The sequence below is a fragment of the Paraburkholderia sp. Ac-20342 genome, assembly GCF_017104985.1.
Classification (GTDB): Bacteria; Pseudomonadota; Gammaproteobacteria; order Burkholderiales; family Burkholderiaceae; genus Paraburkholderia.
Window position 1 is genome coordinate 61,613 of sequence record NZ_JAAGPQ010000014.1, and the last position, 22,366, is coordinate 83,978.

At 61.1% G+C, this 22,366-nt stretch carries 19 protein-coding genes and 2 pseudogenes; 6 read left to right on the top strand and 15 right to left on the bottom strand.

Annotation, left to right across the window (positions count from 1 at the left end; all coding sequences use genetic code 11):
- Positions 1-97: 97 nt before the first annotated feature.
- The 3 genes from G3N58_RS08120 (at position 98) to G3N58_RS08130 (ending at position 1,734) form a co-directional block, all read left to right on the top strand.
- Entirely contained in the window at positions 98-460 is a 363-nt protein-coding gene (locus tag G3N58_RS08120) for a response regulator (RefSeq protein ID WP_167037737.1), read from the top strand.
- A 248-nt stretch (positions 461-708) separates the two neighbouring features.
- Positions 709-1,419 (top strand): SDR family oxidoreductase, encoded by a 711-nt coding sequence (locus tag G3N58_RS08125; RefSeq protein ID WP_167037733.1) that lies wholly within the window; start codon positions 709-711, stop codon positions 1,417-1,419.
- Positions 1,420-1,497: 78 nt separating this feature from the next.
- Positions 1,498-1,734 (top strand): 4-oxalocrotonate tautomerase family protein, encoded by a 237-nt coding sequence (locus G3N58_RS08130; protein WP_167037730.1) that lies wholly within the window; start codon positions 1,498-1,500, stop codon positions 1,732-1,734.
- 52 nt (positions 1,735-1,786) lie between these two features.
- Here the strand turns inward: G3N58_RS08130 and G3N58_RS08135 are convergent, their stop codons facing one another.
- Positions 1,787-4,024 (bottom strand): PAS domain S-box protein, encoded by a 2,238-nt coding sequence (locus G3N58_RS08135; RefSeq protein ID WP_167037727.1) that lies wholly within the window; start codon positions 4,022-4,024, stop codon positions 1,787-1,789.
- A gap of 101 nt (positions 4,025-4,125) precedes the next feature.
- Complete coding sequence (locus G3N58_RS08140; protein WP_167038019.1) at positions 4,126-4,794, bottom strand: response regulator; 669 nt, start codon at positions 4,792-4,794, stop codon at positions 4,126-4,128.
- A 636-nt stretch (positions 4,795-5,430) separates the two neighbouring features.
- Here G3N58_RS08140 and G3N58_RS08145 point away from each other — a divergent pair.
- Entirely contained in the window at positions 5,431-6,393 is a 963-nt protein-coding gene (locus G3N58_RS08145) for an enoyl-CoA hydratase/isomerase family protein (protein ID WP_167037724.1), read from the top strand.
- Positions 6,394-6,502: 109 nt separating this feature from the next.
- Here G3N58_RS08145 and G3N58_RS08150 read toward each other — a convergent pair whose 3' ends face one another.
- From G3N58_RS08150 to G3N58_RS08190, 9 genes are all read right to left on the bottom strand, one after another.
- On the bottom strand, positions 6,503-6,949 hold the full coding sequence (locus tag G3N58_RS08150) for a VOC family protein (RefSeq protein ID WP_167037717.1): 447 nt from the start codon (positions 6,947-6,949) through the stop codon (positions 6,503-6,505).
- A 35-nt stretch (positions 6,950-6,984) separates the two neighbouring features.
- A complete protein-coding gene (locus G3N58_RS08155; RefSeq protein ID WP_167037714.1) occupies positions 6,985-7,824 on the bottom strand; it encodes an oxidoreductase in 840 nt (279 codons plus the stop codon).
- A 274-nt stretch (positions 7,825-8,098) separates the two neighbouring features.
- A complete protein-coding gene (locus G3N58_RS08160) occupies positions 8,099-9,610 on the bottom strand; it encodes a CoA-acylating methylmalonate-semialdehyde dehydrogenase (protein WP_167037711.1) in 1,512 nt (503 codons plus the stop codon).
- Positions 9,611-9,765: 155 nt separating this feature from the next.
- Positions 9,766-10,698: a nitronate monooxygenase gene (locus G3N58_RS08165; protein WP_346778247.1), complete on the bottom strand. Its 933-nt coding sequence runs from the start codon at positions 10,696-10,698 to the stop codon at positions 9,766-9,768.
- Positions 10,699-10,702: 4 nt separating this feature from the next.
- Positions 10,703-11,257, bottom strand: a complete 555-nt coding sequence (locus G3N58_RS08170; protein ID WP_167037708.1) for a cytochrome b/b6 domain-containing protein — start codon at positions 11,255-11,257, stop codon at positions 10,703-10,705.
- A 353-nt stretch (positions 11,258-11,610) separates the two neighbouring features.
- Complete coding sequence (locus tag G3N58_RS08175) at positions 11,611-12,576, bottom strand: LysR family transcriptional regulator (RefSeq protein WP_167037705.1); 966 nt, start codon at positions 12,574-12,576, stop codon at positions 11,611-11,613.
- Positions 12,577-12,905: 329 nt separating this feature from the next.
- Complete coding sequence (locus G3N58_RS08180; protein WP_205998902.1) at positions 12,906-14,147, bottom strand: HlyD family efflux transporter periplasmic adaptor subunit; 1,242 nt, start codon at positions 14,145-14,147, stop codon at positions 12,906-12,908.
- Between the two features lie 34 nt (positions 14,148-14,181).
- On the bottom strand, positions 14,182-15,696 hold the full coding sequence (locus G3N58_RS08185) for an efflux transporter outer membrane subunit (RefSeq protein ID WP_205998903.1): 1,515 nt from the start codon (positions 15,694-15,696) through the stop codon (positions 14,182-14,184).
- 17 nt (positions 15,697-15,713) lie between these two features.
- On the bottom strand, positions 15,714-17,276 hold the full coding sequence (locus G3N58_RS08190) for a DHA2 family efflux MFS transporter permease subunit (protein ID WP_205998904.1): 1,563 nt from the start codon (positions 17,274-17,276) through the stop codon (positions 15,714-15,716).
- 490 nt (positions 17,277-17,766) lie between these two features.
- Between G3N58_RS08190 and G3N58_RS08195 the strand changes: the two are divergent.
- Positions 17,767-18,189, top strand: a pseudogene (locus G3N58_RS08195) (organic hydroperoxide resistance protein); the annotation flags it as partial.
- 147 nt (positions 18,190-18,336) lie between these two features.
- Here G3N58_RS08195 and G3N58_RS08200 read toward each other — a convergent pair.
- From G3N58_RS08200 to G3N58_RS08210, 4 genes and pseudogenes are all read right to left on the bottom strand, one after another.
- Positions 18,337-19,449, bottom strand: a complete 1,113-nt coding sequence (locus G3N58_RS08200) for a nitronate monooxygenase (protein WP_167037692.1) — start codon at positions 19,447-19,449, stop codon at positions 18,337-18,339.
- A gap of 172 nt (positions 19,450-19,621) precedes the next feature.
- On the bottom strand, positions 19,622-20,383 hold the full coding sequence (locus G3N58_RS08205; RefSeq protein ID WP_240158721.1) for a LysR substrate-binding domain-containing protein: 762 nt from the start codon (positions 20,381-20,383) through the stop codon (positions 19,622-19,624).
- 48 nt (positions 20,384-20,431) lie between these two features.
- Positions 20,432-20,608 (bottom strand): annotated as a pseudogene (locus G3N58_RS34095) (LysR family transcriptional regulator); the annotation flags it as partial.
- 220 nt (positions 20,609-20,828) lie between these two features.
- Positions 20,829-21,206 (bottom strand): response regulator, encoded by a 378-nt coding sequence (locus G3N58_RS08210; protein WP_167037686.1) that lies wholly within the window; start codon positions 21,204-21,206, stop codon positions 20,829-20,831.
- Between the two features lie 475 nt (positions 21,207-21,681).
- Here G3N58_RS08210 and G3N58_RS08215 point away from each other — a divergent pair, with 475 nt between their 5' ends.
- The gene (locus G3N58_RS08215; protein ID WP_346778248.1) at positions 21,682-22,293 is read left to right on the top strand and encodes a response regulator; all 612 of its coding nucleotides are present in this window, start codon (positions 21,682-21,684) and stop codon (positions 22,291-22,293) included.
- Positions 22,294-22,366 lie beyond the last annotated feature (73 nt).

Below are 22,366 nucleotides of genomic sequence, written 5' to 3' on the forward strand. Positions count from 1 at the left end.
ATTTTCGTCGATATGGATGATGTGGCTCATCCGGCCGAATGCGAGACCGAGCAGCTTGAATACGGGTTAACCGTCTCGACGAACCCGAGGTTGGGCCATGACGTTAGTCACGTTGATCGATGATGACGAAGCTGTACTCGAATCGCTTCCGGATCTGGTGAAGGAGTTCGGCTACCCTGTTGTCGCATTCGCTTCGGCGGAGACATTTCTCCTTTCGGATGCAGTCGATCGAACCGCTTGCCTGATTCTCGATGTCACGATGCCCGGCATGGCCGGCCTCGAGCTTTGGCAAAAATTGAAGCGCCGCGACGAAGCGATACCCGTGATCTTCATTACCGCGTGCAGGGACGAGGCGCTTCGTGCCCATCTGCTCAGGCAGGGCGCATGCGATTGTCTCTTCAAGCCATTCAGCGACAACGCACTTCTCTCGGCAATCAAAATCGCACTGGGCGAGGCGTGACCCACGACGAAGAGTGAGCGCAACCGCGCGTTCCAGTCGCTCCATTTCTCATGGCCTCTGCAGCATCTCCGCGTCGCCACGCTGCCGGCGTACCCGTTCTCCGCGAACCCGATCTGTTACTGCCACGCAAAAGTGTTTGGTCACGCAGGGTATTCGAGCTTGATGGAGAGAGCAGTAAATTGCCTACTCATCGGGAGCGCCAATCCAGCAGGCGGACGACCCGAAATACATCATCAGGAGAGTTCATCATGAGCGAATCGCAGAAAGTCGTCGTCATTACCGGTGCATCGCAAGGCATCGGTGCCGAACTGGTCAAGGCCTTCCGTCAGCGCGGTCACCGAGTGGTCGCGACCGCGCGCACCATCAAGCCGTCCGATGATCCCGACGTCGTTACGGTCGCCGGCGACATTGCCGATCCGGCCACCGCGCGCCGCGTGATTTCCGAAGCCGTTGCGCGTTTTGGCCGTGTCGACACGCTCGTGAACAACGCGGGCGTCTTCATCGCCAAGCCGTTCACGAGCTATACCGCCGAAGACTACGCGGTTAAAACCGGCGTCAACCTTGCCGGTTTCTTCAACATCACGCAGCTTGCCGTCGCCGAAATGGAAAAGCACTTGAGCGGCCATGTGGTCAGCATCACCACGACGCTCGTCGAGCATGCAGTCAGCGGCGTACCATCGGTGTTGGCGTCGCTCACCAAGGGCGGCATTTCCGCCGCCACCAAATCGCTCGCGATCGAATACGCGAAACGCGGCATCCGCGCAAACGCCGTCTCGCCGGGCATTATCAAGTCGCCGATGCACGCGCCGGAAACGCACGCTGCACTTGACGCGCTGCATCCCATCGGCCACATGGGTGAAATGAGCGACATCGTCAATGCGGTGCTGTACCTCGATTCCGCGCCGTTCGTGACCGGTGAGATCCTGCACGTCGACGGTGGCCAGAGCGCGGGGCACTAAACATCACCATGCATTATTGAACATATGAGGCGCCGGCTGCCCGGCACCTCTACTTCACTCACAGCCAAGGAGAGCAGCATGCCCATCGTCACGATTCAGGTCACCCGCGAAGGCACGAAGCCTGGCGCCACGTCGGTCACGGCGGAAGAGAAAGCCCAGTTGATCGAGGGTGCGAGTCAGTTGCTGCTCGACGTGCTGAACAAGCCCTTTGAGGCAACGTTTGTGGTTATCGAAGAAGTGGATACCGATAACTGGGGCTGGGGTGGTCTGCCTGCTCTCGAATATCGCCGTCAGCGGGCGAAAAAACCGGGTTGATCCGCCTTCCGATCCCGCGTTGGTCCTGTGCGATGCCGGGAATAGCCGGCATTCAGAACTCACCGTAGGCGGGAATGGAAAATGCGAAGCTGGCTCCTGGCCCATCCTTCGGCAGGGTTGCCCAAAGGCGACCACGGTGGCTCTCGATGATGGAGCGGCTGATCGCAAGACCAATCCCCATGCCATCGTTCCGGGTTGTATAAAAAGTGTCGAAGAGCCGTTCCGCGTCCCGAGGGTCGAATCCGACACCTGAGTCCCGTACGGTCAGACGGACCGCTGCATCCGATTCGGATTCGGTCCTGATCAGCACGCATCGCGGCCGGTCATCCACGCTGCTCATCGCATCCGCGGCATTGCGCAACAGGTTCATGATCACTTGCTGTACCTGCACGCGGTCGCCGCCGATGCAAGGAAGCGAGCCCGCAAACTCGGTGCGCAAAATCACGCGCGCGCGGTCGAGATCGCTCTGCAACAGAGCAATCACTTCGCGGGCGGCATCGTTCAGGTCGACGGCCTCGATCGTCGCGCTGCGCTTGCTGAAAAGCGTACGCAACCGGCCGATAACATCGGCCGCGCGATTACCGTCACGAATGGTCCGCCGAGCTGTTTCGCGCGCACCCTCCATGTTCGGCGGCTCGGTGCCGAGCATGCGCAGGCAGGTGCTGGCGTTGGTGACGATACCCGACAACGGCTGATTGACCTCGTGTGCTATCGACGCAGTCAGCGCCCCCAGGCTCATGATCCGCGCGACGCGCACAAGCTCCGAGCGCGCCTTGTCGAACGCCTCCCCGGCGAGCCGGCGCTGGGTGATATCGAGCGCCGCGCCGATGTACTCCAGATTGTCCGGATGATCAGTAGACCGATGTGCAATCATATGCACGTACTTCACTGACTGGTCGGGCATCATGAGTCGATGCTGGCACTCGAGGTCGCGCTCGCCCCGCCTCGCCCGTTCGATGATGTCCAGCACCGCGCCTCGATCGTCCGGATGGATGCGCGAAGCCACGAACCCGGACCTCACGCGCCGCCCCGATTCGAGTTCGAACATCCGGTAAATCTGCTCTGACCAGACGATGTTCCCGGTCGCGACGCGCCATGAGAAGTTGCCCATCTTCGTCAAACGCTGGCCCTCGGCGAGAAATGCTTCGCTGCGCTGCAGCTCCTCCTCCGCTCGCTTACGGTCGTCGATATCGGTGTTGATGCCGTACCATTTGACGATGTTTCCGTTGCCGTCCCGCATTGGGCTGACCCGAAACAGAAACCATCTGTACTGCCCGTCGTGACGCCTCAGCCGCGCCTGCGCCTCGCCCTGCGAACCACGGGCCAGTACCGACTGCCATGTCCCGGAGAGATCATGGAGATCGTCCGGGTGAACCGCCGCCGTCCAGCCCCAATCCCGTGTTTCGGAGACCTCGCAGCCCACATAATCAAGGTAATACTGATTGAAGTACTCGGCGGAACCGTCGAGCCGAGCCGACCAGACTTGCGCCGGAATCGCGTTGATGATCTCGTTCAGATTGCGTTCGCTGACCCGAAGGACCTCCTCGGCCCGTTTCTTCTCGTCAATATCGATCAACAGATGAAACCAGCGAAGAATACCGCCTTGCCGGTCACGCAACGGAAAACCCCGGACGTTGTACCAGCGGTAAACACCGTCCGCTCGCCGGTGCCGGCTCTCGACGTTATACGCCACGCCTTTTACGTGCGCGTCGGTCTGCGCGGCAATCGTTGCCGCCAAGTCCTCCGGATGAACGACTTCATCGCTCTTCCAGTCTTTGAGTACTTCCAATGACTTTCCGAAATAATCGAGCGTAAGCTGGTTGAGCCCTTCGACTTCGCCAGTCGGTGTCGTCACCGCGACAGGAACGGAAATGCTGTCGACAATCAACTGGAAGTCGAGCGCGCGACGCTTCAGCGCTTGCCTGGCACACTGGAGTTCTTCGATATCGTTGGCGACGGCGCACCAACGGACAATCTCTCCGTCAGGATCGCGTATCGGATTGGCTCGAATGACAAACAGGCGGCACCGGCCATCGAAGCGGCGTACACGCACCATCATGTCGCCGGGCTTTCCGGTGACCAGAATCGCGGCCCAACGTTCGAGCCATGCCGACAGATCGTCGGCACTTACCGCGTCCTTCCAGTGCCAACCCTGTGGCTGATTCCAGTCATGGCCGGTATATTCCAGCCAGCTTCGATTCACGAAGTCGATACGGCCGTCGGGCAGCGCAGTCCAGACCATCGCGGATAGCGCGTCCAGCACCACGCCGAGGTCGATCGCCAATCCCATCGTTCTTCTGGTATTCGGGAGCATATGGCATGCCTTTGCAAAAGACTGTCTTCGCGATATCGTCACGCCCGGCACAATGTGAGGCAACGGTTCGGACAGGACTAGTGCCTACGCGCTCGCCGAGTCTTCAGGCATAGCTTCGTCGCCATATTGACCAGCTCCGGCAGTGAGTCCGCGTCCATCTTTTGCATCACTTTGCCGCGGTGGATCTTCACGGTGATCTCGCTAATGCCGAGTTCTCCGCCTATCTGTTTGTTCAGAAGACCGGAAACCACCAGCATCATCACTTCCCGCTCGCGGCGTGTGAGCGTCGAGTAGGCGGCCTGGAGCGCACGCAGTTCGATCTGGCTGTCGATTGCGGCCCGGCTGCGCTCAACGGCGTCTTCAATGGCTTGCAACAGCAAGCCGTCGTCGAATGGTTTGGTCAGGAACTCGACGGCTCCCGCCTTCATGGCCTGCACTGTCATCGGCACGTCTGCCTGGCCCGTGATGAAAATGATCGGCATGTCCGCCCGGTCCAATGCCATCTGCTTCTGCAGATCCAACCCGTTTACGCCGGGAAGAGACACGTCGAGTATCAGGCAGGTGGGCGCAACGACATACGGGTACGCCAGAAATTGCTCCGCGGAAGCGAAAATCTGCGCTCGCAAGCCCGCACTGCGCAGCAGCAATTCCAGAGAATCCCGAACGGAGATATCGTCGTCCACGACGAAAACAATCGGTGCGGCCTGCGAACCATTCGACGACACGGTATCCAGACCTCCTCTCATTCCGGTCACGTCACCTCTCCATGTACGCCGAGGCATCAATGCATCGTCATATGCGATGCACCAACATCAAGCCAAGGAACGGCATTCATCGTAATTCAAATCGCAAGGGGTTTCTATTGGACTGGGCAAGCATTCGACACGGCGATATCCGCCCTGATGACTCAAGGTAAAAAAACTGAATCCTTATCGCCGGTCATTCGATTCTCCTCATCCCGCCCCACGAAGCGGACTGGAATGTGAATTTCAAATTCGAAATAGTGCGCGATGCAACGTCCCATGCCGTCGGCCGCGAAGAAACGAGCACGCGATATTTGACTCGCTTGTCGACAATACAGACAGATAGTTAACCTGTTCAAATCCGGATCGGTAACGAATGCCAAGGCATTGCTGCGAGGAATGCACCGCGAGGAATCGCATCGAAGCGATCTGAATTCGACACCAAGGTATTATCGACGGCCCGCATAACATGCGGCACTCTTCTCCAAATAACAATTCATTGGAACCCGGAAAGTGGTTCGAACGTCCATCGGACAGTTTTCGACGTGCCATTTTTTCCGTAAATCATTCGACTCTCGTTCATACCATGATTCGCAGCGAATATTCACGGCAAGCTCAATTCCTATTGGAGAAGACATCATGAGATCAACGCATCCGCTAACGGTGCTTTTCGCCTGCCTTCTGACTTTCGCCGGCACACCCGACGCCACCGCGCAGCAACCCAACGCTGCCGCTGGCGAGGCAACCCAGACCAAACCCAGTGCCCCTCAAGAGTTCAGGATCACACGTGTCACTCCCGAATACTGGCGCGTGACGATCGATCATCCGCCGTTCAACATCTTCGGGCCGGAATCCATTCCGATGCTCACTAGCGTCGTCACCCAGATCGAGAACGATCCGAAGGTCAAAGTCGTCGTATTCGACAGTGCGGTACCCGGATTCTTCCTGACGCACTACGATTTCGTTCCGCCGCTCGAAGCCACTACCAGCATGCCCGCCGGCCCTACTGGCCTGCCCCCGCTGCCTGACGCGCTAGTGCGCCTGAGCAAGGCCAATGTGGTGACGATTGCCGAGATCCGCGGCCGGGCGACGGGTGTGGGCAGCGAGCTTGCGCTTGCGTCCGACATGCGCTTTGCCAGCAGCGAGAAGGCGGTACTGTCGCAATTCGAAATCGGCGCCGGCTTCACGCCCGGGGGTGGCCCGATGGCGCGGCTGCCCCGCCTGGTAGGCCGGGGCCGTGCGCTGGAAATCCTGCTGAGCGGCAATGACATCCCCGCGGACCTCGCGGAGCGTTATGGCTACGTCAATCGTGCGCTGCCTGATGCCGAGATCGACAAGTTTGTCGATGCACTCGCGCGCCGGATCGCATCGTTCGACAAACAGACCATTGCCGATATCAAGCAAACCGTCAATGCAACCTCTCTGCCTGCCGACAAGGAACTGAGCGCGGAGTGGAACTCGTTCATTACCTCGGTTCAACGCCCGGCTGCGCAGCACGATATCAAGGCCTTGATGAATTCTGGATTGCAGAAGAACCCCGAGGTCGAAAGACACCTTGCCAGATACACGGGCATCGTCAGTCAACAGACCGACAAACCCTAGCCGCCACGGCAATCGCACGGCGGCAGCCCCAGCAGCGATCGGAAACCGGTTGCTGCTGGGCCGTCGGACTCACTGCATGTGTCACTATCTCGCCAGGCATTCGCGTCGCTCAGCCTGCCGCAATATTCGCCGCAATACCCGGATCGAAATCGAACTCGAGCCGAATCCCGCTGGGCTCGTACACCATCGTGTGACGCTTCGGACCACGCCCAAGATTTTGCGGCGCGAATTCGACCACGACGCCCGGCCACCCGGCAACCCGCGCGAAAATTTCATCGAGTGCCACCGCACTGTGTACGCGCAGCGCGAGGTGATGCAGGCCGACATTCGTCTTGCGGTCAAACTCGACACGCTCCGCCTGCCGCGGGACTTCCCATAGCGTGAGCAGCACGTGCCCGTCAGAGACGAATACGGCCGGATAGTCGGGCCGTGCACCGACTTGCGTCCATCCAAGGCAATCAACGAAAAAGCCGACTGTGATGCTGAGGTTGCGAACCGTCAGGCCAATATGGTCGATGCCGACGGTCAATGGCTGAACCCGCTCCTGCTCGCTCATTCAGATATCTCCTGCCAATATCCTGCCGCGCCCGCTCAATCGAAATCGGTCGATTGTGTCAGCGCACGCCATTTGCCGAGTTCGCGCTCCAGAGTTTTCAGGTGAATGTCCATCACGCGCCGGGCATCGTTACCCAGCAGCAGATGCGTCGGCGGTTCAGGCGCATCCACGATATGCAGGATGGCCCGCGCTGCCTTGGCCGGATCACCCGCCTGACTACCGCTATATTCCTGCCGTCGCTGGCGCACCGGATCGAATATCGCATCGTAGTCCGCGATAGTGCGCCCGGTGCGAATCATCGAGCGCCCTGCCCAGTCGGTACGGAAAGAGCCCGGAGCGACCGCGGTCACGCGGATTCCGAGATCCCTGACTTCCTTCGCCAGGGAATCGCTAATGCCTTCAAGCGCAAATTTACTGCCGCTGTAATAGCTGATACCGGCCATTCCCGCATGACCCGCCATCGACGTGATGTTGATAATGTGACCACTGCGCCGGCTGCGCATGCCCGGCAACACGGCCTTGATCATCGCCACCGCACCGAATACGTTGACTTCGAACTGGCGAATCAGCTCGCTGAGCGGAGATTCTTCGAGCACACCCTCGTGACCGTAGCCGGCATTGTTGATCAGTACGTCTATCGGCCCCCACTCTTTTTCCACCATTCGCACAGTGGGTTTCACCGCATCGAAATTCCGGACGTCCAGAATCACGGCCCTGGTAGCCGCCGGATGCAGCGCTTCGAACGCGGCGCGATCTTCCTCGCGCCGCACGGTACCCACCACACGGTGCCCTGCCCGCACGGCCGCCTCGGAAAAAGCACGGCCGAAACCACTGCTGACGCCTGTAATCAGAAACAATGTGCCGGTGTTCTTCATGATCGGACTCCACGTCGCTCCGTCCATGCGCATGCATGGCAGCCAGGCATAACCTGTTTGCGCTTACTCTATGGCTACCGTGCAATCCGATAAACAGTACGTCTGGTACGAGTGCTTATACATGATGTAAGTATTCCGGCCGCCTGCGATTCGTGCGTAGCTCCCGTGCGGGGGGCCGGCCGAATGCCTCATGGTTCAGAACATCCGCAAGCCGAACAAACCGGCAACACTCTGACGTGCCAGCCATGCTGCGCCCCTGGCGCCGCCGCGAAGGTCACTTCGCCGTCGGCATCGCGAATTCCGCGCCCTTCTCGATGCTTTCCGGCCAGCGCTGCATGATCGACTTCTGCTTCGTATAGAAGCGCACACCTTCCTCGCCATACGCATGTGCATCGCCGAACAGACTGCGCTTCCAGCCACCGAAACCATGCCACGCCATCGGAACCGGAATCGGCACGTTGATGCCGACCATGCCGATCTCGATGCGGCGCCCGAATTCGCGGGCAATATGGCCGTCGCGCGTAAAGCATGACACGCCGTTACCGAGTTCATGTGCGTTGATCAGATCGACGGCTTCCGCGAAATCCTTGACACGTACACATGAGAGAACCGGGCCGAAGATTTCTTCCTTGTAGATACGCATCTCGGGGGTCACGTGATCGAACAGCGTGCCACCCGTGAAGAAGCCGTTTTCATGGCCCGGCACTTTCAGGCCGCGGCCATCGACCACGAGCTGAGCGCCCTCCTTCACGCCGAGCTCGATGTATCCCTCGATGCGCTCCAGCGCCTGGCGCGTCACCACCGGTCCCATTTGCGCATCGTGCTCCATGCCGTTCTTGACGATCAGGCTGCGCACACGCTGGACGACTCGCGCAATGATCCTGTCGGCCACGTCGCCAACCAGCACCGCGACAGAAACGGCCATGCAGCGCTCACCGGCCGACCCGTACGCAGCGCCGATCAGAGCATCGACCGCCTTGTCGAGATCGGCATCCGGCATCACGACCATGTGGTTCTTCGCGCCGCCGAGCGCCTGCACACGCTTGCCGCGCTTCGCACCGGTCTCGTAGATGTAGTTCGCGATCGGCGTGGACCCGACAAAGCTCACGGCCTTGACCGCCGGATGCGCGAGCAGCGCGTCGACGACCGTCTTGTCACCCTGCACCACGTTGAACACGCCGTCCGGCAGACCCGCTTCCTTCAGCAGCCCGGCCATGAACAACGACGCGGACGGATCACGTTCGCTCGGCTTCAGGATGAAGCAGTTGCCGGCTGCGATCGCGATCGGAAACATCCAGCACGGCACCATGCAGGGGAAGTTGAACGGCGTGATGCCCGCCACGACGCCGAGCGGCTGGCGTACGGTCCAATTGTCCATGCCGGTGGAGACCTGCTCGGTGTAGTTGCCCTTGAGCAACTGCGGAATGCCGCAGGCAAATTCGATCACGTCGATACCGCGGGCGACCTCGCCTTGCGCGTCCGAGAACACTTTGCCATGCTCGGCGGTGATGATCGCTGCGAGATCGTCAAGGTGCCGGTTCATCAGTTCGAGAAAGCGCAACAGCACACGCGCACGGCGGATCGGCGGCGTGTTGCTCCAGTTGGGGAATGCGGCCTTCGCACTCGCGACCGCGGCTTCGACATCGGCGGATTCGCCAAGCAGCAACGTACGCGCTTTGGTGCCCGTCGCCGGATTGAAGACAGGCTGCGTGCGCGAAGCGCTGCCACGCACACGTTCTCCCTGAATGAAATGGCCGACATCGGTGCTGTCCTCGAATGCTTTCATCTTCAGTTCTCCTTTACGACGATTGGCGATGAATCGAGTCTAAGAGACAGAAATGCCACGCGAAAGTCACGGAACGCTAAACACAATTGTTCACTTGTGGAAAGAATCCTGATTCAGGCATCGGACGTGCAATTCAACGGCGTCTCGCTCGACAATCATGCAAATCCGGCGACAAGCTCCGCTACCCGCTCGGCCGCGGGCACGATACGCGTGATCTTTCCCACACCCTGCCCTGCGTAGAGCGACAGTTTGCGCGCAAGGCGCGGCTGATCGATTGCACGCGCGCCACCGCCCATGAAGCGCAGCAGGTTCCACTTGTCCCGGTTCGGAATCACACGGTGCGGCGTGCCGTAGGTCCAGCCGTACGAATATCCGGTCCGGTATTCCGTGTCGTCCACCGTGGCTTCGACGATCCTCTGCTTATAGAGCGGATGCGCAATCGATTCCTCTGTCGCAACGAACGCCGTGCCGACGAGCACGCCCGATGCGCCGAGTGCCATCGCCACCCGTACGTCGTCTCGCGTCGTAATGCCGCCCGCCGCCAGCACGTGCCGCTCCTGCGCGATCTCGCGGATAGCGGGCAACAATGCCGTCAAGCCGATCGTGCCGCGGTTCATGTGTCCGCCACTTTCACTGCCTTGCGCCGTGATGATGTCCGCGCCGCATGCTATTGCCTTACGCGCGAGTTCGACCGTGCCCACCTGGACCATGACGACCATGCCGGCCTCTTTGGCGCGAGGAATGATATTGGCGGCACAGGCTTCGGCGTAGAACAGCGACAGGAGCTTCGGCCTCTGTTCGAGAAGAATCTGAAACTGGGCCTCGAATACGGCTGGCCCACCGAATTGCGGAACGAGATTCACGCCGAAGGGCCGGTCCGTCAGTTCCCGGGTTTGCTCAATCCATTTGCGCAGCGCCAGCGGCGGCAGCCTCAACCCACCGAGAATTCCCATGCCGCCGGCATTACACACCGCGCCGACGAGACCTGGCCCCGAAAGCGCGGCCATGCCGGCCAGAAAGACAGGATACCGCACGCCGCACAGGCGCTCGACCGTGTGCTCGCCAAACTGCGGTTCGATCGGGTTCACGGCGTCAAAGCTCCACGTGTTTGCCAAGCATCCGCTTTAGTGCGTCATTCTTCAAAACGAAATGATTTTTGAGCGCGCCAAACATATGCAGCGCCAATCCGAGAAGAAACGCGGTTGCGCCCAATCTGAACAGGAAGACCACGACATGCTGCACCTGCGGGCCAGGCTCGATAAGAGCAGGCATGACATACCCTCCCGGCAACGCAACAACCTCTCCGGCGGCCGACTTCTCGAGCCAGCCGGCGATAGGTAGCAGCACCATCGCCAACGCCAGGGCAACCGCCACAGAACGGCTGACCATCACTTCGACCGGATTCGGCGTGCCGACCGGCAGCGGATGAAAGGACGACAGACGCGCCCACAGTCGATAGATCGAGATCAGAAACAGCACGGTGGCGAGAAGGTTCTGCCACGGCTCCAGGTGCATTCGTTGCGCGTGATCTCCTGTCCGGGAAATAACGATCGCCATTCCGATGATCGAAAATAGCAGGATCGCGACGATCCAGTGCAGTGCGATCGTGACAGAAGAAAAGCGAAGACCATTGTCCCGCAATTGCATGCTCTGTCTCCCGGTTTGTTTCGGCCAATAGGGGGCACGACTTACGACCGATCAGATCGACTCCCCATGAGCGGACGCGCGGCTGCAAACAGACACGATCTGTTTTGATGAATCAGAGAGCCCCACGAGACAGCTCGCCCGCTGTCATGTCGAGTTGCAAATCAGAGTATTCGGTCAGCAGCGTAGCGCCTTTCCCTATTCGTGGCACCAGGGACACCTCGGATCGCCGACATGAATCATCATCATTGTTGACCCGGTCGACAAATAAGATTTGACTGGCTGGCCTCTTCTCCAGCCGCGACGGTCCCGCACCAAACCCAAACCCCGACCAGTTCCCGGCTATCGTTTCGCCTTTATCGTTTCGCCCTGCCTCGGCCTGGCTTGCCCACCGCGCGCCGATTCGTCAGCACCGTGGCCTGCTCCATCAGAAACTCCACAAATACCCGTACGCGCGACGGCAACAAGCGACCATGCGGATACATCAGACTGATGGGGCGCGACCTTCCCGCAAATGCCTGAAGAACTTCAACCAGCGTGCCGTCGGCCAGGTCCTTCTCGGCGACGAAGCGATAGGTCTGGAACAATCCCGCACCGGCTCTCGCCAGCGTGACGCCAGCCAGTACGTCTTCGGAGCACAGGTAGTGGCCTTTCGCGGAAAGCACCTCCCGCTCCTCTCCCCTCTCCATGAATAGCCAGGAAATCCGCCGGCCGCTGCTGGGCAGATCGAACTGGATGCACTCGTGCTGCTCCAGATCCTCCAGCGTCCGTGGCAGCCCCGCCCGCTGCAAGTAGGCGGGACTCGCGACGACCACCAGCCCCGCGTCTTCGAGATGGCGCGAAACCAGCGTCGAGTCGGGCTGCCCACGAAACCGGATCGCAACATCGAAGTTCTCCTCATGGAAGTCGATGTTGCGATTGCCTATGTGGATTTCGAATTTAAGGAGCGGAAACTTCTCCTGCAGCCTGGGCAGCAGCGGCAATAGCCGGTAGTGCCCATAGGTCGTGGGGGCGCTGATGCGGATGGTGCCGGACGGCTGCGCCTGCTCGCCCATGATCTTGCGTTCGGCCTCGACCAGTTGATTGAGAGCGGCACGGCTCTGCTCGAAGTATTCCCTGCCGCCCTCGGTCAGGCGGATGCTGCGCGTGGAGCGCACGAACAGGCGTACGCCGAGGCGCTTTTCCAGACGCGAGATCGAACGGCTCACGGCCGCGGGCGTCACCCCCGCCGCGTTGGCGGCGGCGGTAAAGCTACCTGCTTCGGCCGCGAGGCAAAACAGCTCGATGCTGCCGAGCAGAACGTCGTCGAATTGCCGCTGCATAGTCGTTCCCTTATGTGACTAGACAAATTTGGTCACCCCCATTGTTTGGGCAGCGTTGCAGAAATATAGCCGTTTTGCCGTAGCGACTCCCGAAGAAGAGATCGCTAGCTTCATTAGCGGCGAGGAAAAGGCAGAGGCGGGCTGACAGGAGAAAGCCGTTTCTTCTCGAAGAAGAAAGGCTCAAGCAGGGCACGATCTTCTCGAAGACGGCCAATTGGGCGGGCCACGTGGTTCACGTGACTCACGTAGTTCATGATGGCGGGCAGAGATCCGCACTCGCGACGCGGCGCTCAAACGCACCGCCCGTCACATCGACACCACCCAGTATTTCACCGATGCGGGGAGCGGGAAGCGATCGCGTTCTGACTGATGATTTTCGCAATCTCGTCATTGGCCTGCGCGCCGTACTGCTCGAAAACATCCGTGCTATAGGTCGTGTTATGCGCGGCGGCCAGTTCCTTGCCGGAATCGTCGTGCGTATCGGCATCGACGTCCATCGACAGGCCGATACGCAGCGGATGCGCGTCGAGTTCGCGCGGGTCGAGCTCGATGCGAACCGGCAGACGCTGCACGATCTTGATCCAGTTGCCCGTTGCGTTCTGCGCCGGCAGCGTGGCGAAGGCACTGCCCGTGCCCGCAGAAAAGCCTTCGATCCGCCCGTGATACTTGACGCTCGAACCGTAAACGTCGGCACTCAGCGTGACAGGCTGGCCGATACGCATGCGCCTGAGCTGGACCTCCTTGAAGTTCGCGTCCACCCACACGCCGTCGAGCGGCACTACCGCCATCAACGGCGTGCCCGGCGACACACGCTGGCCGACCTGAACGTGACGCTGCGCCACATAGCCCGTCACCGGCGCCGGCAGCGTATCGCGCGCGTAGGCGAGCCACGCGTCCCGCACTTTCGATGCGGCGGCCTGCACGTCGGGATGCTGTTCGAGCGTCGTGCGATCGGTCAGCGCGCGATTCGCTTCGGCCTGCTGACGCGCCGCGTCGAGCGCGGCCTGCGCGACATTCACGGTATCCCGGGCATGGGCGATGTCCTCGGCGGAAACAGCGCCCGTGTTCGCGACGGCCATGCGCCGACGCAGATCGTCGTTGGCACGCGCAAGGTCGGATTCGCGTTGCGCCACGTTCGCCGCATAGAAGTCGTTGTTCACGTACAGGCCGCTCACGCGGCGCACGGTCTGACCAAGCGCCGCTTCCGCATTCCCGAGCGCGATCCTGGCATCGGCTGGGTCCAGCGTGACCACCGGATCGCCCGCCTTCACGATCTGCGTGTCGTCGGCATTGACGGCGATGACCGTGCCCGAGACCTGCGGCGTCAATTGCACGAGATTGCCGCTGACATAGGCGTCGTCGGTGGATTCGTGATAGCGGCCATCCGTGTAGTAGTACGCAGCATAGGCGGCTCCCGCTATCACGACTGCCGCCGCGAGCAGGACAAGCAGTTTGCGGCGGCTCGGCGGCGTGGCGTTCCCGCTGTTGCGGGCGGCGGGCGCTTGCGCGCCGCCGGTGTCATCGCCGCCGTGATCGGCGGACTCGCTCCTGGGCGTGACGGTTTCGCTCATTTCTTTTCTCCCTACGGATTTCCGTACGTGTCGTTCAATGCCTGGCGATGGCGGCCTCGGTCGGCCCGGCGGTCATATCCTCGCTGCGCACGGCGTCGGCGGATGTGTCGATATAGCCGCCCCCCAATGCCGCGGCCAGTTCGATCTGCCGGTCGCGGCGGCTCATCTTCAGATCGGCGACGGACTGTTCGGCATTCAGTGCCGTAACGTCGGCATTGAGCACGGTCAACTGGTTGGTAAGACCGACCTTGTACTGGGTAATCGCGAGCTTGTCGGCGTCCTCGGCAGATTGCCGCGTGGCCTCGGCCTCGACCAGTTGCGCGTCGCTCGAACGGATTTGCGCAAGCTGCGTGGCGACGTCCGAAAGCGCATGAATCAGCGTCTGGTTATAGGCTGCCACCGCGTAGTCGAACTCGGCGTAACGGCCTCGCAACTTCGCGCGCAGTGCTCCCGCGTCGAAGATCGGCAGATGGATCGCCGGCCCCACCGAAATCGTCCGGCTCTGGGCATTGAGAAATTCGCCGAAGCCGAACGCGTCGAAGCCGATCGCCGCGCTCAGATTGATGTCCGGATAGAACTCGGCCTTCGTCTCTTTCACCTCGTGCGTGATCGCATCGACGCGCCAGCGTGCCGCGACGATGTCCGGGCGCCGGCTCAACAGATCGGCGGGCAGGTTGTCCGGCAGGCGCACTGCGTCGCCGGCGTCGAGAGCCGGCCGCGCAATTGCCTGCCCGCGGTCCGGCCCTCGGCCCATCAGCGCGGCCAGTTGATAACGTGTCGTCAGAATGTTGCCGTCGAGCACGGCGAGACTGCCGCGGCTCGAAGTCAGATTCGCCTGCGCGGTCTTGCGCTCCACTTCCGTATCGAGGCCCGTCGCAATACGGGCTGCCGTGATGCGGTCGATCTGCTCACGATGCTCGACTTCCCTTTGCGCGATATCGCGCAATGCATAGAGGCGAGCGAGATCGTTGTAGGTACGTGCGATCGCGGTGCTCAGCGTGAGCTTGACCATTTCGTCGTCGGCCTCGCTTGCTCGCTGTTGCGACACGGCGGCTTTGAATGCCTCGCGGTTCTTACCCCATAGATCGAGGTCGTACGAAGCGCTCAGCAAACCCTTGTTTTCGGTTTGCCATCCGCCTCGATACGGCGGCGGAATCACCGTGCTGCCGCTGAATTCCTGACGGGTCAGCGAGTAGTCCGCGTCGACGCGCGGCAACGTGCCCGCCTTCGCGCTCTGGCTATAAGCCTGCGCCTCGACGACCCGCGCGCGGGCCTCGTCGATCGACGGGTTGCCTTGCAGTGCTTCGGCAATCAGCGCTTTCAACTGGGCATCGCCGAACTGGTCTGCCCAATCGGCAGCCGGCCAGCGACCCTGTTCGGCCGGCAGACTGCTCGCCGTCTCGAACTGTTCCGGCCGGGCAATCTGCTTGTCGCTATGGATGCCCGCATAGTTGACACACGCCGACAGCATCGCCGCTAAAAGTACCGATACGCCCAGCTTCGACACCCTTGTGCCGATAGCGACGTGCCGGATTGAGAAATGGCTCATGTCACGCTCCTCGGGGTTCAGTGACCACCGGCAGCGGCGGCACCCGCCCCCGCGCCTCTCGCCGGTTTCGTTACCCAGATCAACGGGATGATGAGGATAAAGATCACGGCCGAGATCCAGAAGATGTCGTTCAGGCCAAGCATCGTGGCTTGCGCGTTGAGCGAAGCTTCGTAAAAGGCCAGCGCTTTGGGCGTGCTGGCATTAAGCGTCGTCTCCAGATGAGCGATGGCTTCGCCGAAGATCGGGTTGTCCACGCTCGTTTGCTCCGTGAGCCGCGCATGATGGAGAATCGTCCGGTCGTTCCAGCCGTTGCTCAGCAGCGAGGTGCCCACCGCGCCGGCGAAAATGCGCACGAAATTGGACAGGCCCGCCGCCGCCGGAATCTTCTCGGCCGGCAGCCCCGACAGGATGATGGCCGTGAGCGGCGTGAAGAACAGCGCGGTCGGGATGCCCTGCAGCAGCGTCGGCAGCACCAGCGTGTAGGGGTCGACGCCGGTCGTATAGCGCGAACGCATGAAGAACACGCCCGCGAATCCGATGAAGGCCATCGTTGCAAGCACCCGCATGTCGGAGCGCGGCATGATCTTGCCCAGTACGGGCGCCATGATCACGGCGAAGATGCCCAGCGGAGCCGTTACGAGTCCCGCGTCCACGGCGCGATAGCCGAGCGACCCCTGAATCCATTGCGGCAGGATTACCAAATTCGAGAAGAAGATCGCATAGGCCACCGAAATGGCGATGGTCCCACCGAGGAAATTGCGTTCGGCAAAGAGCCGCAAATCGACGATCGGCTTCTCCTCGGTAAGCTCCCAGATGATGAAGAACAGAAAGCTGACCAACGCGACGATCGAGAGAATCCAGATCACCGGCGAGTTGAACCAGTCGAGATCCTTACCCTTGTCGAGCATGATCTGCAGCGACGCGACCCACGCGATCAGCGAGATGAGCCCGACTTTGTCGATCGGCAGCTTGCGCGTCGGTGTCTCGCGATCCTTATAGATCGACCAGATCACTGCGGCGGCGAAAAGACCCACCGGGACGTTGATATAGAAAATCCACGACCAGCTATAGCTGTCGGTGATCCAGCCACCAAGAGCCGGTCCCGCGATCGGTCCGACCGTGGCGGTCATAGCCCACAACGATAAGGCACTCGAACTCTTTTCCTTCGGAAACGACGCCAGCAGCAACGCCTGCGACAACGGCACCAGGGGCCCCGCCACCGCGCCCTGCACCACCCGTGCAACCAGCAGCGTCAACAGGTTCGGCGCCAGCCCGCACGCCGCCGACGCCAGTACGAACAGCAGGATGGCCCCGACGAACAGCTTGACCTGACCGATGCGTTGCGTGAGCCAGCCGGTCAGCGGAATCGACACGACATTGGCCGCCGCAAACAGTGTGATGACCCATGTTCCCTCGTCGACCGACACGCCGAGGTTGCCTGACAGCGTAGGAATCGCGACATTCGCGATCGACGAATCGAGTACGTTCATGAACGTGGCGAGCGCCACGGCGAATGTACCGAGTGCGAACCTTGCGCCGGTCAGGCGCACCGGCGCGCCCGGGGTGGTCGGGGAATTCATGCTGTGTTCTCCAGTCGTGATTCGAAGCACCTGTCCGTCGACGCGAATCGCCGTTTCCCGATTAACACGACAATCACTACGCATTCCTCAGTGAATGGCGGAGAGCCGCATCGCATTCACGGTTCCTGCATTGAGATCATCCGCTCGCTGACTGTCTTGCAAAGGGAATGGACATTGACCCCTTTCCTGAAACGGATCACTGCATCAGCGCTTATCGATCCGCTCCGGACAGAACGTAGATTACTTGAAATACACCGGTCGAATTATTGACGGCAAGTATCAATACTTGTTCATCTCAGGCTGATTCCAGTGCGTGCCGATCGTGTGTAACCTGTGCTCGCAAAGCCAGCCTGATCTTGCTGCCCGAAATACGTGAGGACTCGCTCGCACCTGCAATGCGCGAGCCGGTCCACGCAGTCGCTTCGAAGTCGGCACCGTTCGCGACCCGGGCCGCACAACCGTTGGACAACCTTGACACCAGGAGCTTGCGATGCCGCTCGATACCGTGCTCTATACCGCCCATGCCACTGCCACGGGAGGCCGCGACGGACGCGCGGTGGTTCCCGAAGGCGGCTTGAACCTCAAACTGAGCATGCCGAAAGAACTCGGCGGCAAGGGGGGAGAAGGAACGAATCCGGAACAGCTGTTCGCCGCGGGCTACAGCGCGTGCTTTATCGGCGCGATACGATTCGTGGGTCAACGCGACAGGATTGCCATTCCCGCCGACGTCTCGATCAGCGCCAGCGTCGGCGTGGGTCTGATTCCGAACGGCTTCGGCATCGAGGTCGAGCTGAAGGTGTCGTTGCCTGGCATGGCGCGAGAACAGGCGCGTCGGCTGATCGAGAAAGCGCACGCCGTTTGCCCGTATTCGAACGCCACCCGCAACAACATCGATGTGACACTCACGCTCGTCGACGCGCCGGTCTTGCGGGAACAGGCTGGCTACCCGCAAATGCGGGAGCCAGCATTTTTCATGGGCCGAAGCATGAATCGCGGCAGAAGTTGCCACATGAGTCGCCACATAAGCCACTGCGCGCCGCCGCGATGCCCGCCTCGCTCACTAGCCGCCAAACCGTTGCAGTTGCGCGATGGTTTCCTTCATCTCGCGCTCCAGTTGCGCGAACAGTTCGGCGGCCGGCAGCGAGCGCGCCAGCGCGGCCGCCTGCCCGGCCCATTGCGCGCCAAAGCCGAATTCGCCCTGCGCCTTTGCGGCGGCGTGCAACGCCTTACCGGCATCATAGGCGATCGGGTAATCGGGAGCACGCGGCGCGCCCGGGTCACTGCCCAGTTCCGTGAAGCGATTCACCATGCTTCTCGCAACACGTCCGGAAATCGCCCTGGTCAAGGTCGTGCGGCGTGCGGCATCGCTGAGCAGCGTACGCCGATAGCCGTCGTCGATCGAGGTTTCGGGGCAGGCCACGAAGGCCGTACCGAGCAGGGCCGCCTGCGCGCCCAGCGCAAGCACGGCGGCAATCCCCGCTCCATCGATAATGCCGCCCGAAGCGATGACCGGCAGCGGAACGTTCCTGACCAGAAGCCGGGTCAGCGCGACCGTGCCCAGTTGATCGTCCAAGGCGTCGGGATCGAAGACGCCCCGATGCCCGCCCGCCTCGATACCTTGCGCGACGATCGCATCGACACCCGATGCGGCGACCTGTGCGCCTTCGTTCAGATTCGTTGCCGCGCCGAGCAGCCTGATGCCCGCCCCCTTCAATTCGCCGATGACGTCCGAAGACGGCAAGCCAAAGTGGAAACTGACCACGGCCGGTTTCTCTTCGAGAAAGACCTCAAGCATTGCGGCGTCTTCGACAAAGCTCGTGTAAATCTCCGCGAGCGATGCGGGTGCCGTCGCGCCGTACTTCTCGAACTGCGGCGCAAGCCAGTTCAGCCATACGCGCTCGCGCTCGGGGTCGGCCTGTGCCGGCTGATGGCAGAATACGTTGACGTTGAACGGTTTGTCGGTCAGCTCACGCGTCTGCCTGATCGCCTTGCGCGCGCCCTCGGCATTCATCGCACCGACGCCCAGCGAGCCGAGCCCGCCCGCGTTCGACACGGCCGCGGCGAGCGCGGGCGTGCTTACGCCGGCCATCGGCGCCTGCACGATCGGCTTGCTGATTCCCAGCAAAGGCAGTAATGCCCGATTTAATACCCGATTGTCAGTATCGCTGCTCATTTGTCTTCCTGTTCAAAACGATTGCGTACGGATGAAGCATCGCGCCGGAGCCTGATCACCATGTTCATTTTCGCGCAGGCAGCCGTCAACCCGATCGCGAGAACAATACTCTTTACATCATGGAAACTATATCGTTGCAACGTCGAATGAGCGAATGCAGCGCAGCACGCCGTCATGCCGCGGCCAGTATCGGCTGCTCGCGCGGATTGGGTCGTGCGATCGGCGCAATCGGCGCAACCAGCCCTTCGCTGCTCACGGCGCTTTCCACACGGAAAAACTCGATGCAGAAGTTCACGAAGGTCCGCAGGCGCGCGGAAAGCATGTCGCGATGCGCGTAAAACAGGCAGATGTCCACTTCGCTATCCAGCACCGAACAGTGCGGCAGGACCGGCACGAGGCATCCCGACTTGAGGTCGTCCTGAACCATCATCTCGGGCAGCACGGCGATTCCCGCGCCGGCAAGCGCGGCTGCGCGCAGATACTGCTCGTCGCCGGTCATCGAAGAGCTCGCCGGGATCTTGATGCGCTTGCCGTCTTCGAGCAACCGGATCGCGTGGCCGCCGAGTCGGGACGACGCCACGTTGAGCAGCAGAAAGCGTTTCTCGAGGCCGCACGCGCGCTCGGGTGCGCCGTATTTGTCGAGATACCCGGGCGAGGCCACGAGCATCCCCGGAGAAATCGACAGGGTTCTCCGGATAACGGTCGGCTGCTCGATAAGGTGCGACGGGAAGATAGCCATGTCGATACGACCGGCGGAGAGATTGACCGCGCTATTTTGCACGGCAACGGTCAGACTCACGTTAGGCGACATATCGCGGTAGCTCGTTACGAGCCGCGACAGCGTCGAACTCGCGAGCCCCGGATGCACGACGAGGTTCAGCCTGCCAGAATCCGCTTCCCGCGCGTTCGTGATACGCCGATTGGCCTCATCCATTTCCTCCAGCATGCGGCAGCACGTTTCGTAGTAAGGCCGCGCCTCCTCCGTGAGGATCACCGAGCGCGTCGTACGATGGAAAAGTCGTAGATGTACGTCCCTTTCAAGCCTCAGGATGATCCTCGACACGGCCCCGGTCGTCACACCGAGCGACTGAGCCGCCTTGCTGAAGCTTTGTTTTTCCGCGACCAGAACGAACGCTCTGAATTTGTTGAACTGATCCATCACCGTCCTCCTATCTCGAGGCTTGCTTCGCTCGCACTACGCTCAGGCGTTCAGCGTGCCCGCATGCCGTCCGCCGCGTTTCGGCTCGATGCCTGAGCATCCCTCCGGCCTTCGCCAACTGGTTGCCGTTCGTTGTCAGCATGGTAGGCGGCTTGCCGTCCACGCGGTATGACACCTTAGCCTGATGCGGGGGGATACTTTCGGATACCGTAAGGCCGCCTCAAGGCACATCGAGAATGGTCGCCAGCAGATTGGACAAGGCGCCTGGATCAACGGGCTTGCTGTAGACAGCGACGACCCCTGCGCTATTGAGCATCGCCTCGACGCTGCAGGTCGGGAACGCCGTAATGAAAATGGTGGGGATGACATAACCGAGGGCAATGAGCCGCTCGTGCAACTCCGTTCCGCTCAGGCCCGGCATCCTGACGTCCGTAATCAGGCAGGCGATCTCGCCGAGCCGGTTCGACTGGAGCAGTTCGATTGCCGAAGCGAACTCGTGCACGCTGCGCCCTCTTGCGCGCAGAAAGCTCCGCAGCGCTTTTCTGACGTCCCTGTCGTCGTCCACGATGGCAATAGTCGGATTCGTTTGCGTGCCCATGCGATCGCTGCCTGCAAAGTAGGTGGCCCGGTCTGACTTCTTAGACTCGCCGGCGCAATTCAAAACCTAACTCGCACCGCGACGAATGGAAAGGCTACGAAAGTATCCCCCGGTGTGCGTCAGGTATGCGTCCAGGTTCGGCATGTGGCGCGCCGATGAACTCGAACCGGCAAGCCCTGCCGCCCAAGCTCCCTATTTGCACGCATCGTTCCGGCACGCGCGAATGGGGAGCGTATTACAATGCGTTCACAATGCATTCGCAGCTTGCTCGGCGACCGTCACCGATCATGTCGCTCCGCCCTATTTTCATAAGGACAGCCGCGGCGCTTCGTGCCGACCCGTTCGCCGGGTCATGCCGACGTGTCAGCCGCGGTCGATGTCGCTCAGAGCCTGACGTCTTCGAAGAGGCATGTTCAACATGTATTCGCACGAATCCGCCACTGCCATATCAAGCGCGCCGGACCCGATCGTCTACGTGATCGACGACGACGAATCCATCCGCCGTGCGCTCAGCAATCTGTTCCGATCGGTCGGGCTTTCCGCCAGGACATTCGCTACGTGTCGGGACTTTCTCGCGTGCTCGCCCCCGAGTGTGCCGAGCTGCATGATTCTCGATGTCAGGCTGCGCGGAGAAAACGGCCTGGAGTTCCAGGCCGCGATGAACGACAGAGGGATGCACATGCCCGTCGTGGTCATCACCGCTCACGGCGATATCGAAATGACCGTGAGGGCGATGAAGGCTGGCGCAACGGACTTCCTCTCCAAGCCGTACCGCGATCAGGACCTGCTCGATGCCGTGTCGCACGCGCTCGCGAAGGATCGGGACAGGATCTCGGCCGAGCAGGCACTCGGTCCGCTGCGCGCAGCTTATGACAGTCTTACGCCGCGCGAACGTGAAGTGGTGGAGCTCGTTCTCACGGGTTTGCTGAACAAGCAGATCGCGTCGATAATCCGCGTCAGCGAAGTCACCGTCAAAAAGCATCGGCGCCAGGCGATGCAGAAGTTGTCCGCGCGTTCGGCGGTGGACCTGGTCTGCAAGGTCCGCTTGCTGGGCATCGAGCCGCGGGGATCGGCGATCGGGCCGTAGCATGCCGGCCGTCGAGCGCCCCGCCTTATCTTGTCGCGTTGCACGAATCAGCCCGAGCCCGCCCGCCAGGCTG